Consider the following 13,017-nt stretch of genomic DNA (forward strand, 5'->3'; position numbering starts at 1 on the left):
CGCGTGTTGGAATAATAAAGATACAAATGCAAACGCGCCCTGCGGCCACCTCCGTATTCCGGAGGCGCCCCAGGGCGCGCGTTCAACTACCAGAAATTACTGCGTGATCAGTGCACGTCCTTCCAGTATTCGCGCTTGAGCAGGTAGGCGAATACGAAGAAGAAGGCCAGGTACAGCAGCACGTAAGTACCGATGCGCTGACTTTCCAGTTTGACCGGGTTGGCCGAATAGGCCAGGAAGGTCACCAGGTTCTTGACCTTCTCGTCGAACTGCTCGTCGGTCAGGGTACCGGATTTCGGCACGATGGTCAGCTGATCACATGCTTCATGGGTCAGAGGAGCACCGGTCAGCGGGTCGAATTGCTTCTTGCCTTCGACGACGGTCTGGATCTGCTTGCAACCCACGACCTGACGACCCTGCAGACCAACCAGCACGTTCGGCATGCCGACGTTCGGGAAGATCTTGTTGTTCACACCCCATGGGCGCGATGGATCTTCGTAGAACGCCCGCAGGTAGCTGTAGAGCCAGTCGGCACCACGGACACGGGCAACCAGGGTCAGGTCAGGCGGTGCCGCACCGAACCAGGTCTTCGCATCGTTCGGCTGCATGCCGATGTTCATGTGATCACCGATCTTGGCACCAGTGAGGACCAGCTTCTCGAGCATGATCTCATGCGGAATGCCGAGGTCATCAGCAACACGCTCATAGCGCTGGAACTTGGCGCTGTGGCAACCCATGCAATAGTTGGCAAAGGTACGGGCACCGTCCTGCATGGCGGCCTTGTCGGTCAGGTCGATATTGACCTTGTCCAGTTCGACTTCATGCCCACCGGCAGCGAAGGTCAGGGTTGGCATCACTGCCAGAATCAATACTGCAAATAGCTTTTTCATCAGCCAGTCACCCTTTCCGGAACCGGTTTGGTCTTCTCAAGCCTGGTGTAGAACGGCATCAGAATGAAGTAGGCGAAATACAGGAAGGTACATACCTGCGACAACAGCGTACGGCCCGGGGTTGGTGCCAGCACACCCAGCACACCCAGAATCACGAAGGAGATGCAGAACACCAGCAGCCACACTTTGCTCAGCCAGCCTTTGTAGCGCATGGAGCGAACCGGACTGCGGTCCAGCCAGGGCAGGACGAACAGCACCGCGATCGCAGCACCCATGGCAATGACACCCATGAGCTTGTCTGGAATCGCCCGCAAAATTGCGTAGAACGGCGTGAAGTACCAAACCGGCGCAATGTGCTCAGGCGTCTTGAAGGCGTTGGCCTGTTCGAAGTTCGGTTTCTCCAGGAAGTAACCGCCCATTTCCGGGAAGAAGAACACCACGGCACAGAACACGAACAGGAAGACCACAACACCGGCGATGTCTTTCACGGTGTAGTAAGGGTGGAATGGAATGCCGTCCAGCGGAATGCCGTTCTCGTCTTTTTTCTTCTTGATGTCGACACCATCAGGGTTGTTCGAACCCACTTCGTGCAACGCCAGGATGTGCAGAACCACCAGGCCGAGGATCACGATTGGCAGTGCGATCACGTGCAGCGCAAAGAAGCGGTTCAGGGTAATGCCCGAAATCAGGTAGTCACCGCGGATCCACTGCGTCAGGTCATCGCCGATCACAGGGATGGCACCGAACAGCGAGATGATCACCTGGGCACCCCAGTAGGACATCTGGCCCCAAGGCAGCAGGTAACCCATGAAGGCTTCCGCCATCAGCGCCAGGTAGATCAGCATGCCGAAGATCCACACCAGCTCGCGTGGCTTCTGGTAGGAACCGTACAGCAGGCCGCGGAACATGTGCAGGTAGACGACGATGAAGAACGCCGACGCACCGGTAGAGTGCAGGTAGCGCAGGATCCAGCCGTACTCGACGTCACGCATGATGTATTCGACCGAGGCGAACGCCTCTTCGGCCGAAGGGGTGAAGCTCATGGTCAGCCAGACACCGGTAACGATCTGGTTGACCAGGACCAGCAGCGCCAGGGAGCCGAAGAAATACAAGAAGTTGAAGTTCTTCGGAGCGTAATACTTGCTCAGATGGTCTTCCCACATCTTGGTGGCGGGGAAGCGGGCGTCAACCCATTCCATGAACTTACTCATCACGCTTTCTCCTGATCGATGCCGACGATGATGATCTCATCCGACTCGTACGAATGCGGTGGCACCGGTAGATTGAGCGGCGCAGGCTGGGACTTGTAGACGCGGCCGGCGAGGTCGTAGTGAGAACCGTGGCATGGGCAGAAATAGCCACCCACCCATTTTGGCCCGAGGTCGACGGGCGCCACTTCCGGACGGAAAGTCGGCGAGCAGCCCAAGTGGGTGCACAGGCCAACCAGCACGAGGATCTCCGGCTTGATCGAGCGGTTCGATGGGTCAACGTAAGTCGGCTGGACCGACGCCTTGGACTCCGGATCGGAAAGGTCGCCAGTGATCTTCTTGAGGTTACCGAGGATCTCTTCAGTGCGACGGACAATGAAAACCGGCTGGCCACGCCATTCGGCCACCAACTGCTGCCCAGGCTCCACCTTGGCAATATTGACCTTCACCGGTGCACCGGCAGCTTTCGCCTTGGCACTGGGGAACCATGACCCTACGAACGGGACCGCAGCCCCCACCGCTCCTGCTGCACCCACTACAGACGTGGCTGCTACCAGGAAGCGACGCCGGCCTGCGTTGACGCCGTCATTGCTCATTCAGTCCTCTCCCATCAGCTTTGTGGCCTGTTGAAACAGGCATCTACTAAGTAACTTCCGAACCGCTAAAAATTTGCCGCATGGTAAAGAAAAGACCCATGCCTGACAAGGTTATTACCCTGGCCAAAGGCCTGCATCCCGCGCTGGCCTTGACCTGCGTCTATGCGGCAAGTTGTCACACGGATGATCAACCCCCATTATTCAAGACATAAAAAAAGCCCGGTTCCACCTGGAACCGGGCTTTTTTTGAAACTCGGGCGAATTAACGCTTCGAGTACTGTGGACGCTTACGTGCTTTACGCAGACCCACTTTCTTACGCTCGACTTCACGAGCGTCGCGGGTAACGAAGCCAGCACGGCGCAGAGCGCCACGCAGGGACTCGTCGTAGTCCATCAGAGCGCGAGTGATACCGTGACGGATAGCACCGGCTTGACCGCTGACACCACCACCGATAACGGTGACGTAGATGTCGAACTTCTGGGTGGTTTCAGTCAGTTCCAGCGGCTGGCGAACGACCATGCGCGCGGTTTCACGACCGAAGAACACGTCCAGAGAACGGTTGTTGATGGAGATGTTGCCAGTGCCCGGACGCAGGAAAACGCGTGCGGTTGCAGTCTTGCGACGGCCAGTGCCGTAATTTTGAGTCGCCGACATAATGAACTATTCCGTTAAATCTTCAGTTCTTGGGGCTGCTGAGCAGTATGAGGGTGAGCAGCGCCCGCATAGACTTTCAGCTTACGGTACATGTCACGACCCAGCGGGTTCTTAGGCAGCATGCCTTTGACCGCGGTCTCGATCACACGCTCAGGGGCCTTGGCAATCAGCTTCTCGAAGCTGATTTCCTTGATGCCGCCCGGGAAACCGGAGTGGGAGTAGTACATTTTGTCCGAACTCTTGGCACCAGTAACACGTACCTGCTCGGCGTTGATTACGACGATGTAGTCGCCGGTGTCAACGTGAGGGGTGTATTCAGGCTTGTGCTTGCCACGCAGACGGCTCGCGATTTCAGTGGCCAGACGACCCAGGGTCTGACCAGCAGCATCAACGACGAACCACTCGCGTTTTACTGTTTCCGGTTTAGCAGTAAAAGTTTTCATTCTTTATAAGCCTCAGGGGCCGCCCTGCGAAAATAAGACGGCAAATCTTACTGAATAGTGCTTACTTTGACAAGGTCAAAGGCAGCCGCATACGAACGCTATCGGGGGCTCGGGTCAGCGCGTCCAATATACGGCAGGGATTCCGTTCGACGGCGGGGCATCACTTCCACCGAAGAAAGAGCAGCAGGATTATCCAGATTACCGGGAAAATATCAACCTGATTTTGCGGGAACCGCGCTCTGGCGAGCGATTCCCAGGCCTTTGCCTGCGCCCTGGGCAATGTTTGAAGAACGTGTACACAACACAGGGACGCGAGACTGGACACAATCGCCAAAAAATAAGACGATCCAGCCGGTGATTGACCACTCTCCCCTATAAGAATAAAGAACATGATGTTTACCCAACCCAACGCGCCCCTGCGCCGCGTCAGCATCCTGGCCATCGACAAAGTCTTCGCTTCGACCCTGATGCAGGCCAAGGACTTTTTCCATCTGGCCAGCCTGCGCTACGCCAAGCAACTGGGCCTGAGTCTCCAACCCATGTTCGAGACCCGCCTGGTGAGCCCTGACGGCGAGCCGGTCAACAGCTTCAGCGACGTCCAGGTGCCGGTCGACGGCGGCCTGGAAGAAGCCGACGTGATCATCCTTCCCGCCTTCTGGGAGGATTTCTCCTCGCTCTGCGAGCGTTACCCCCAGATTCTGCCCTGGCTACGCGAGCAGCATGCCCGTGGAGCAGTGCTCTGTGGCGAGGCCAGCGGCGTGTTCTGGCTGGCCGAAGCCGGCCTGCTGGATGGCAAGGAAGCAACCACCTACTGGCGCTTCTTCAACCAGTTCGCCGAGCGCTTCCCCAAGGTCCAGCTGAATCAGGACAAGCACCTGACCGACGCCGACAATCTCTACTGCGCCGCAGGCACCACATCGGCCTGCGACCTCTATATCTACTTGATCGAGCGTTTCTGCGGCGCCAATGTTGCCCAGGCCGTTGCCCGCGACATCCTCTATGAAGTGCAACGCAACTACACCCCAGGCCGCATGGGCTTCGGCGGGCAGAAGTTGCATCAGGACGTGATCATCCTGCAGATCCAGCACTGGCTCGAAGAGCACTTCGCCGACAAGTTCCGCTTTGAGGATGTAGCCCGCAACCACGGCATGAGCATCCGCAACTTCATGCGCCGGTTCCAGAGCGCCACGGGCGACAAGCCGCTGCATTACCTGCAACGGCTGCGGATCGAAACGGCAAAAGGGTTGCTGTCCGGCACACGCAAGAGCATCAAGACCATCAGCTACGAAGTCGGCTACGACGATGCCAGCTTCTTCGCACGACTCTTCAGGCAGCACACCGCGCTGTCGCCGAATCAGTATCGGCAGCAGTTCATGCAGGAAGCTTGACGGCAGTTGAAAGCGGCAAGCGGCAAGCTACAAGAAGAGCGCGCGCTCGACTTGTCGCTTACCGCTAGTAGCTGCTTTTAAGGCTTGTGCGCGCGAGCCAGGAATTCGTGGGATTGCATTTCCAGCAGGCGGCTCAGGGTGCGCTGGAATTCGAACGTCAGGCGTCCGCCGGTGTACAGGTCCTTCAATTCCACTTCCGCCGAGATGATCAGCTTGACGTTGCGGTCATAGAATTCGTCGACCATGTTGATGAAGCGCCGCGCGATATCGTCGGTCGCCACACCCATCTGCTCCACACCGCTCAACAACACCGCATGGAAGATCTTGCCCAGCTCGATGTAGTCGTTCTGGCTGCGCGGGCCGTCGCACAGTTCGCGGAATTCGAACCAGGCCACGTCGTCGCAGGTGCGCAGAGCGCGGATTTCGCGGTTTTCGATGATCAGCACATCGTTTTCCACTGCCTGGGTGCATTCCGGCGTCAGCGCGCGGAAGCTCTTGCGCAGGCTTTCGTGGGCAGCTTCGTCCAGCGGGAAGTGGAACAGTTCGGCCTGTTCCAGGTGGCGCAGACGATAGTCCACGCCGCTGTCGACGTTGACGATCTCGGTGTTCTGCTTGATCAGGGCGATAGCCGGGAGGAAGCGCGCCCGCTGCAGGCCATCCTTGTACAGACCGTCCGGAACGATGTTGGAGGTGGCCACCAGGGTCACGCCGTTCTTGAACAGCTCTTCCATCAGGGTGCCAAGGATCATGGCGTCGGTGATGTCGGAGACGAAGAATTCATCGAAGCAGATGACCCGCGCTTCGTCGGAGAAACGCTTGGCAATCAGGGTCAGCGGGTTCTTCTCACCCTTGAGCCCTTTCATTTCCTCGTGGACCCGCTTCATGAAGCGGTGGAAGTGCGTGCGGGACTTTTCCTTGAATGGCAGCGCTTCAAAGAAGGTGTCGACCAGATAAGTCTTGCCCCGGCCAACGCCACCCCAGAAGTACAAGCCCTTGACCGGCACCTGCTCTTTCTTGCCGAACAGTTTGCCGAACACGCCCGGCTTGCTGTTCTGCGCCGCGATCAAATCGTCGTACAGGCGCTGCAAATGGCGCACTGCCGTTTCCTGGGCCGCGTCATGGAAGAAATCGGGACGTTTCAGATCTGCTTGATATCGTTCTAGGGGCGTCATAATTCGTTAGCAAGGCAACAAAAGCGGGCCGTCACTGTAGCGACGGCCCCGGGTAATGGCAATCAGACTTCCGATAAGCCGTCAGTCCTGTTGAGGCGCCAGCGCCGCGCGCAGAGCTTCGATGGCGCTGTCACGGGCCGCGGCATCGTCGAACTGCGGGCCATCGGCCACGCTCTCGCCTTCCAGCCACAGGCTGAAGCCCAAACCTTCCTCACGGACGTCCAGCGCCTGACCTTGCTGCAGTTGCTTGGTCACGGCACCGGCGGTCTTGCCATCGGCGAAGCTGCGGGAAAGCAGCAGTTGCTCGCCATCAGCGCCCAGCAGGCGGAAGCGGAAGCTGCCGTCTTCATCACGGAAGCTGACGAAGCGCGCGGCTTTCGCGGCCTTTTTCTTCACTTCGGCCGGGCCCTGATCGAGGGCGCGGAACGAGCGCAGGCCCACCGCTTCACGCAGTTGCTCGAGGAACGGGGTCGCGACCTTGCGGGCTTTCCGCGCGCCGGCCAGGAGGATGTCCTCCAGGTCCGCCGGGCGGGTAATCAGTTGGTGGTAACGCTCGCGAGCTTCGCCCAGTTGGCCGTCGAGCAACTGGAACAGTTGCTGCTTGGCATCGCCCCAGCCCAGGCCCTGCAGCAGCTCGCTGCGGAAGGCGTCGGCCTGTGCTGGCGTGGAGAAGGCTTGATAGAGCGTGAACAGGTGCGAATTGTCCGGATCCTTCGCCTCACCCGGCGCGCGGGAGTCGGTGACGATGCGGGAGATCGCGTCCTTCATGTCCTTCGCGCTGCTGAACAGCGGGATGGTGTTGTCGTAGCTCTTGGACATCTTGCGACCGTCCAGGCCCGGCAGGGTCGCCACGCTTTCCTCGATCGCCGCTTCCGGCAGGACGAAGAAGTCCTTGCCCTGGCCGAACAGGTGGTTGAAGCGCTGGCCGATATCCCGCGCCATTTCCACGTGCTGGATCTGGTCACGGCCCACCGGCACCTTGTGCGCGTTGAACATCAGGATGTCCGCAGCCATCAGCACCGGATAGCTGTACAGGCCCATGCTCACGCCGGCATCCGGGTCTTCGCCGTTTTCCAGGTTCTTGTCCACCGACGCCTTGTAGGCATGCGCGCGGTTGAGCAGGCCCTTGGCAGCGACACAGGTCAGCAGCCAGGTCAGCTCGGGAATCTCGGGAATGTCGGACTGGCGATAGAAGGTCACCTTCTCGGGGTCCAGGCCACCAGCCAGCCAGGTCGCGGCGATTTCCAGACGCGAGCGCTGGATGCGCTGCGGGTCATCGCATTTGATCAGGGCGTGGTAGTCGGCGAGGAAGTAGAACGAGTCGGCACCCGGCTGCTGGCTGGCGAGGATCGCCGGGCGGATGGCACCGGCGTAGTTGCCCAGGTGCGGGGTGCCGGTGGTGGTGATACCGGTGAGGATGCGCGTAGTCATGGGTTATCGCTTATTCAGGCTTGGCTCAGTTCGAAAGACGCGGCAGCACCAGATCCTTGAGGTCGGTCAGCTTGCCATGAAAAAAGTGTCCGCATTCTGCCACTTTCAGCAGCTCATGGGGACGCGGCAGTTCAGCGGACCAGTCGTAGACGACGCGAGGCTCGATCACTTCGTCGGCGTCCGGCTGGATGACGGTCAGCGGGCAGTGCTGCGGGATCGCATGGCTGTCTCCCAGGCGCATCACCGCGGGTGCGATCATGAACAACTGCTTCAGCGCTGCACCTTCGGCCTCCAGACGGCCGCCGAGCGCAGCGGCGACGAAACCGCCGAAGGAGAAACCGAGCAGGGTCAACGACAAGTCCGGGTGCTTTTCCCGTAGCCAGGCGGCGGCGGCCTGGGCATCATCCACTTCACCGCTGCTCATGTCGTGGCTGCCCTCGCTGGCACCAACGCCACGATAATTGAAGCGCAGGGTGATCAGACCGGCGTCCCGCGCGGTACGCTGCAGCGTCGAAACCACCTTGTTCAGCATGGTTCCGCCCTGGACCGGATTGGGGTGGCAGATCAGCACCGCGCCAGGGGCGTCGGCCGTCTCCTGATAAAGCGCTTCCAGTTGGCCGACCGGGCCGTCGATGAATACGGGGGTTTCGCGGGTAAGCAAGGAATTAAACTCCGTGACCCCGGCAAGGGTCGACTCGTCTAGCTGAATGATTCTGTTCTGAGATATTTGCGATGCTTCGCGGTATACAGCGCAGGTCCGAGCCGTTAACGTAAAGCAAAGCCGTTTATAGAGGAAGGACTCGTGGAACTCTCGCTCTTAGTTTGGTTGTTGCCGACCCTGGCCCTGGCAGTGGGTGTCGTCGTTGGTTTCCTGGTTGCCCGCCTTCTGCCCAATGCCGCACCGAGCAGCACCCAGCGGCAGTTGGACGATATCCAGGAACGCTTCGACAGCTACCAGAATGAAGTGGTGACCCACTTCAACAGCACCGCGGCTCTGGTCAAGAAACTTACCCAAAGCTACCAGGAAGTGCAGGATCACCTGGCCGATGGCGCCAACCGCCTGGCACTGGATGAACTGACCCGTCAGCGCCTGCTGGCTGCCCTGCACTCCGACGCGCCACAAGGTCCGCGTGATCGCCTGACTCCGCCAAAGGACACCGAAGTCCCGCGTGACTACGCGCCCAAAGCGCCGAATACACCGGGCATGCTCGACGAGCATTATGGACTCAAGCGCAACTGACCCCCGAAGCCCCGCACCCGCGGGGCTTTTTATTAGGCCCGTTATTCGACACGCCCGTCAGGCACTGACCGCGAGCGTCGGTTGCCACGCCAACGCCTGATCTCCCCTTGGGAAGAACCCTGCCGAAGACGGCGGTGCAAATGCCGCCATCGAGTCGATCAGGTTTCCGATGTCGGGCAATGCCCGCAGGTCCGCGCTGGCCACCAGCAACTGCGCTGTTTGCGCGCTATCACCCTCCGCGACAACCGGAACAGCAACAGCCTGCCCTGCATCCGCAAAAATGAAGTCATCCCGAGAGATCTGTGCAAGCTCGAGCGTATCCAGATAGAGCAACTCCACAGGCTTGGCACCGTCCCCCAAGGCGGAGGTGCGCACCGATACGCCGTGAATCTGCGACAAACCATTGATGGTGGCCCGGTTGACCTTGCTCAGGTCGAGCGCATCAAAGCTGCTGATGCCGGTCTGGCTCAAATCGATCTTGTCGATGCCATGCCTGAAACCACGCAGCGCGTTGCGGTAGTTGTCCACACCCTCCTGCCTCACCACCACAAACACATCCTTCGCCCCGTTATCCCGGCTGTACACCGTGCCCGACAACGACGCCACGAACTGGCCTGTTGCATCAGTGGAATAACTCACACCACCTCCGCCGCCATTGAGCAAGACAACGCCCGGCGCTTCTACGGTCTGCTCGACAATGCTGCTGTCGACATAATGCGGCGGTGCAACGAAGGTATCCCTGAAGCGAAAATCCGACGCGCCCACTGCCGACGCAACCTGCCCCGGAAATATCAGGGATTGCCCATCCCCCAGGCCGAGTTTGAAACCGCTCTCGCCAGGCTCGGGCTGCAGGTCGCCAAACTGCTTTCCGCTGAACCCGATCAGTTCGACTACATCGCGACCCACCTCGAAATTCTCCAGCGCATCCTGACCACCCTCCCGCCGGTGCACTACAAACACGTCCTTGCCCGTACCACCCACCAGGCGGTTGCGACCACGCCCGGCGTCGAGCAGGGCATCTTCACCAGCGGCCACCAACGTGTCGTTACCATCGCCGCTGATCAGGTTTTGAATACCACCATTGGCCAGCGTCAATCCCGTACCGCCAATACTGGCGACGCCCGTACCCAGATCGACCGAAACATCACCGCTCACCGCAGCCGCATTCAGGGTATTACGACCACCCGCTTGCCCGTTGATCGCGTCATCCAGCACACCCCGTTCGGGCTGGTGCATCACCGCGACGGCATATCCATTGGTATAAAAGTAGGTGTCGTCGCGGGTGGTGGCTGTGCCGGACACACGCAGCGCCCAACTGTTCAACGTCACGGGCAAACCATTGGCGGCATTGCTCACCTCCAGCGTCCAGGCGCCTGCAGAGGCCTCGCCCCAATCGTGAGTGGACATGAAGGTGTACCTGAACGCACCTTCACGCGGACTGCCAAGGTCGTCAGCACCACTCCCCGGCGCCTTGCCCGAACGATCGAGCAACAGGCTCTGCGTCCCCGTCGGGGAAATCAACCTCAGGGTCAGGTCTCCCAACCGTCCCACCAGCGCATCGACATCGATCTCGACATGCTCTATCTGTACCCCGGCGTCCATTGCCAACGAAAAACGTAAGGCATCCCCGGGAGAAACCGATTGCCCGAGCACTTCGCTCGCAACCGACAATACTTTTTCATTCGAGGTAGTGGCCTGGCCGATCCACGACTCGGCCAACCGCACGGCAGCACGCGCATCTGCATTTTTTCCCTCTTCAGTCAGAACATCGAGCACCGCGTGTAGTGTCCAGGCTTCATGAGGAAGACCGACACCTTCAAAAGTTTCATTGTGAAGTATTGTCGCACCCTCATAATCTATATCCGTATCGACAACGCCGCCCTCCATATTGGCAATCCGATTATCTAGATAACCCGCCCCCATATTAAACATTATCTTTGATATACCGATATCATCCAATGGTGCGCCTGCATCTTTCGCCACTGACTTCATATAGCTAAGCGCGGCAACCCCTGCTATAGAGTCGACCTTCACCACACCGTTCGCAAGAACTGCGTAACGGTCACCTTGAGCAGCCAGATAGTCATACATCGCAGCCGGGCCTTCACTATGGAGAAGCGCCCTAGCACTTTCAATATCTTGCATAGTCAACTTAGCCATCATTCACTCCCAATCAAGCCATCATTAAAAAACAACGTTGAAGATTCAACAAACTCTCGCCATAATTTTATTTTTTCAGGTGGAAAGCGAACTTCTGACAAAGCCTCAAGCTCCGGAATCATAAATCTTGCTTCGCATGTAGAATTTCTTTGTTGCATCAACAACCAACGACAGGAAATAACATACTCTATCTGTCCATCTTGCCCTCCCCAGTAAAAATCCGAATAACTATTACGCGATGTATTGTTGTAGCCTCTTACATGATGCAAACCTAAGTCATCTCGGTATTCAGCACTGTTATGCTGATCAGGTGTCAAAAATCTAAGGGAGACTTCCGAAACTCGGGACATGCCTTTGAATATAGGTAGCACGGGCACAATCGTGACGGTCAACCCTTTAAAATCCGAAGAACCACCAACAATAAGACTTACCGGTTTCATCTCCGGCCAAGACATCATCATTGTTAGTGATCTCAAGTTCGCACCGCACCCCTTTTTATTGTGGATAAATCCGGGCTCCCATGAGCTTTTCCCTTCATACTCCGGCCAATACTTCACATACGCCTTGGGATACCTGAGCACATACCCGGAAATTTTTCCGCACGTATAGGGATCATAAAAAACTGGAACAGCGGGAGGGCTAACAGCCCACTCAAAAATCAGCTTAAGAAATAGAAGTCCCCACAAAAAAACCAACGACACCGCTAAAAACCTGAACAACCTCCATACAAATTTAAATGCAGAAACTCCCCAACCCCGAATAAACACCTCGCACCCCTCCAGGCCTGACACTCGTTAATTGTGGATTATTTTCATCGAACTCACCGCTTCCCCAAACTCTCCCGCACATGCCCCTGCAACAGACTCAAAAAAATGACTGAGCACCTTGCGCCTATCCGTTATCACTTCCGCGCGCACAGCCATACCCGCAGATAACGGAATGCCCCACTCATTCACTCAAATATGGCTTTGTTCCAATTACGCCGCAGCCATATTCTTCACAACTTTAGAAGTTACCTTTTCAGCAAGCGGAATTCGAACTTCCTCCGCAACCGATTTCATACAGCTAATTGCTGCGACCCCGCAACAGAGTCAGCACTTACTACACCACTCGCAAGAATCGCGTATCGATCCCCCCTCGCCGCCAAGTACTTATACATGACGACAGGTCCCTCTCCCTCGAGAACTGCTCTAGCGTGATCCAAGTCCTGCGCCGTCAATTTATTCATCACTCACTCCCAATCAAACCATCATTAAAAAAACTTACTGAATCGGTTAAAATCTCGCGCCATAAACTTATATCTTCTGACGGAAATTCAACTTCCGCGAAAGCATCAAGCTCCGGAATTAAAAACCTCGCCATGCATCTATAGTTTTTGTTCTGGATTGGTAACCAGAGGCAATAAATCAAGTGTTCCACCGCCCCATCTCGCTCGCTCCAATAAAAATCAGAATAACTATCTCTCCAGACAGGACCGTAACCTCTGACGTGATACAACCCGAGATCATTTTTATACTTTGCCCCGCACATTTGTTCAGGTGTAACAAAGTCAAGCGAAGTCTCCAACACCTTCGACATACCTTTAAATACTGGCAACAAAGGCATAATCGTAATGATCACCCCGGTAAACTCCGATGAAGCCCCAACGCTAAAACTAACTGGTTTCATATCCGGCCAAGACATCATCATCGTTAACGATCTCAAATTCGCACCACACCCTTTTTTATTTTTGATAAATCCGGGACCCCATGAACTTTCCCCCTCATACTCCGGCCAAAATTTCACGTACGCCTTGGGATACCTGAGCACATACCCAGAAATTTTTCCGCACGTA

The 13,017-nt window shown here is 57.1% G+C and carries 13 protein-coding genes; 2 read left to right on the plus strand and 11 right to left on the minus strand.

Annotation, left to right across the window (positions count from 1 at the left end; all coding sequences use genetic code 11):
• Positions 1 to 107 precede the first annotated feature (107 nt).
• From NTD88_RS19400 to rplM, 5 genes are all read right to left on the minus strand, one after another.
• On the minus strand, positions 108 to 890 hold the full coding sequence (locus NTD88_RS19400; RefSeq protein WP_262154503.1) for a cytochrome c1: 783 nt from the start codon (positions 888 to 890) through the stop codon (positions 108 to 110).
• On the minus strand, positions 890 to 2,101 hold the full coding sequence (locus tag NTD88_RS19405; protein WP_095154635.1) for a cytochrome b: 1,212 nt from the start codon (positions 2,099 to 2,101) through the stop codon (positions 890 to 892). Before NTD88_RS19405 ends, NTD88_RS19400 begins: the two co-directional genes overlap by 1 nt.
• The gene (gene petA, locus NTD88_RS19410) at positions 2,101 to 2,694 is read right to left on the minus strand and encodes a ubiquinol-cytochrome c reductase iron-sulfur subunit (protein ID WP_095154633.1); all 594 of its coding nucleotides are present in this window, start codon (positions 2,692 to 2,694) and stop codon (positions 2,101 to 2,103) included. The genes NTD88_RS19405 and petA overlap by 1 nt, the downstream gene beginning before the upstream one ends.
• A 262-nt stretch (positions 2,695 to 2,956) precedes the next feature.
• The gene (gene rpsI, locus NTD88_RS19415) at positions 2,957 to 3,349 is read right to left on the minus strand and encodes a 30S ribosomal protein S9 (protein ID WP_095154631.1); all 393 of its coding nucleotides are present in this window, start codon (positions 3,347 to 3,349) and stop codon (positions 2,957 to 2,959) included.
• A gap of 14 nt (positions 3,350 to 3,363) precedes the next feature.
• Positions 3,364 to 3,792, minus strand: a complete 429-nt coding sequence (rplM, locus tag NTD88_RS19420; RefSeq protein WP_095154629.1) for a 50S ribosomal protein L13 — start codon at positions 3,790 to 3,792, stop codon at positions 3,364 to 3,366.
• Positions 3,793 to 4,283: 491 nt separating this feature from the next.
• On the opposite strand from rplM, the gene NTD88_RS19425 reads away from it, so the two are divergent.
• The gene (locus NTD88_RS19425) at positions 4,284 to 5,180 is read left to right on the plus strand and encodes a GlxA family transcriptional regulator (RefSeq protein ID WP_175652472.1); all 897 of its coding nucleotides are present in this window, start codon (positions 4,284 to 4,286) and stop codon (positions 5,178 to 5,180) included.
• Positions 5,181 to 5,257: 77 nt separating this feature from the next.
• On the opposite strand, the gene zapE is transcribed toward NTD88_RS19425, so the two are convergent.
• From zapE to NTD88_RS19440, 3 genes are all read right to left on the minus strand, one after another.
• Positions 5,258 to 6,352 (minus strand): cell division protein ZapE, encoded by a 1,095-nt coding sequence (gene zapE / locus NTD88_RS19430; protein ID WP_095154627.1) that lies wholly within the window; start codon positions 6,350 to 6,352, stop codon positions 5,258 to 5,260.
• A gap of 81 nt (positions 6,353 to 6,433) precedes the next feature.
• Complete coding sequence (locus tag NTD88_RS19435; RefSeq protein WP_262154504.1) at positions 6,434 to 7,783, minus strand: tryptophan--tRNA ligase; 1,350 nt, start codon at positions 7,781 to 7,783, stop codon at positions 6,434 to 6,436.
• Between the two features lie 25 nt (positions 7,784 to 7,808).
• Entirely contained in the window at positions 7,809 to 8,444 is a 636-nt protein-coding gene (locus tag NTD88_RS19440) for an alpha/beta hydrolase (protein ID WP_262154505.1), read from the minus strand.
• 141 nt (positions 8,445 to 8,585) lie between these two features.
• Between NTD88_RS19440 and NTD88_RS19445 the strand changes: the two genes are divergently transcribed.
• On the plus strand, positions 8,586 to 9,023 hold the full coding sequence (locus tag NTD88_RS19445) for a YhcB family protein (protein ID WP_095154622.1): 438 nt from the start codon (positions 8,586 to 8,588) through the stop codon (positions 9,021 to 9,023).
• A gap of 57 nt (positions 9,024 to 9,080) precedes the next feature.
• Here the strand turns inward: NTD88_RS19445 and NTD88_RS19450 are convergent, their stop codons facing one another.
• From NTD88_RS19450 to NTD88_RS19460, 3 genes are all read right to left on the minus strand, one after another.
• Positions 9,081 to 11,183 (minus strand): proprotein convertase P-domain-containing protein, encoded by a 2,103-nt coding sequence (locus NTD88_RS19450; protein ID WP_262154506.1) that lies wholly within the window; start codon positions 11,181 to 11,183, stop codon positions 9,081 to 9,083.
• Positions 11,183 to 11,884, minus strand: coding sequence for a hypothetical protein (locus tag NTD88_RS19455; RefSeq protein WP_262154507.1), 702 nt, complete (start codon positions 11,882 to 11,884; stop codon positions 11,183 to 11,185). The genes NTD88_RS19450 and NTD88_RS19455 overlap by 1 nt, the downstream gene beginning before the upstream one ends.
• A gap of 526 nt (positions 11,885 to 12,410) precedes the next feature.
• Positions 12,411 to 12,968, minus strand: coding sequence for a hypothetical protein (locus NTD88_RS19460; RefSeq protein ID WP_262154508.1), 558 nt, complete (start codon positions 12,966 to 12,968; stop codon positions 12,411 to 12,413).
• Between the last annotated feature and the right edge of the window lie 49 nt (positions 12,969 to 13,017).

Origin of the sequence: Pseudomonas sp. 20P_3.2_Bac5, from assembly GCF_025466035.1 — a bacterium.
In the GTDB taxonomy this organism is placed as follows: Bacteria; Pseudomonadota; Gammaproteobacteria; order Pseudomonadales; family Pseudomonadaceae; genus Aquipseudomonas.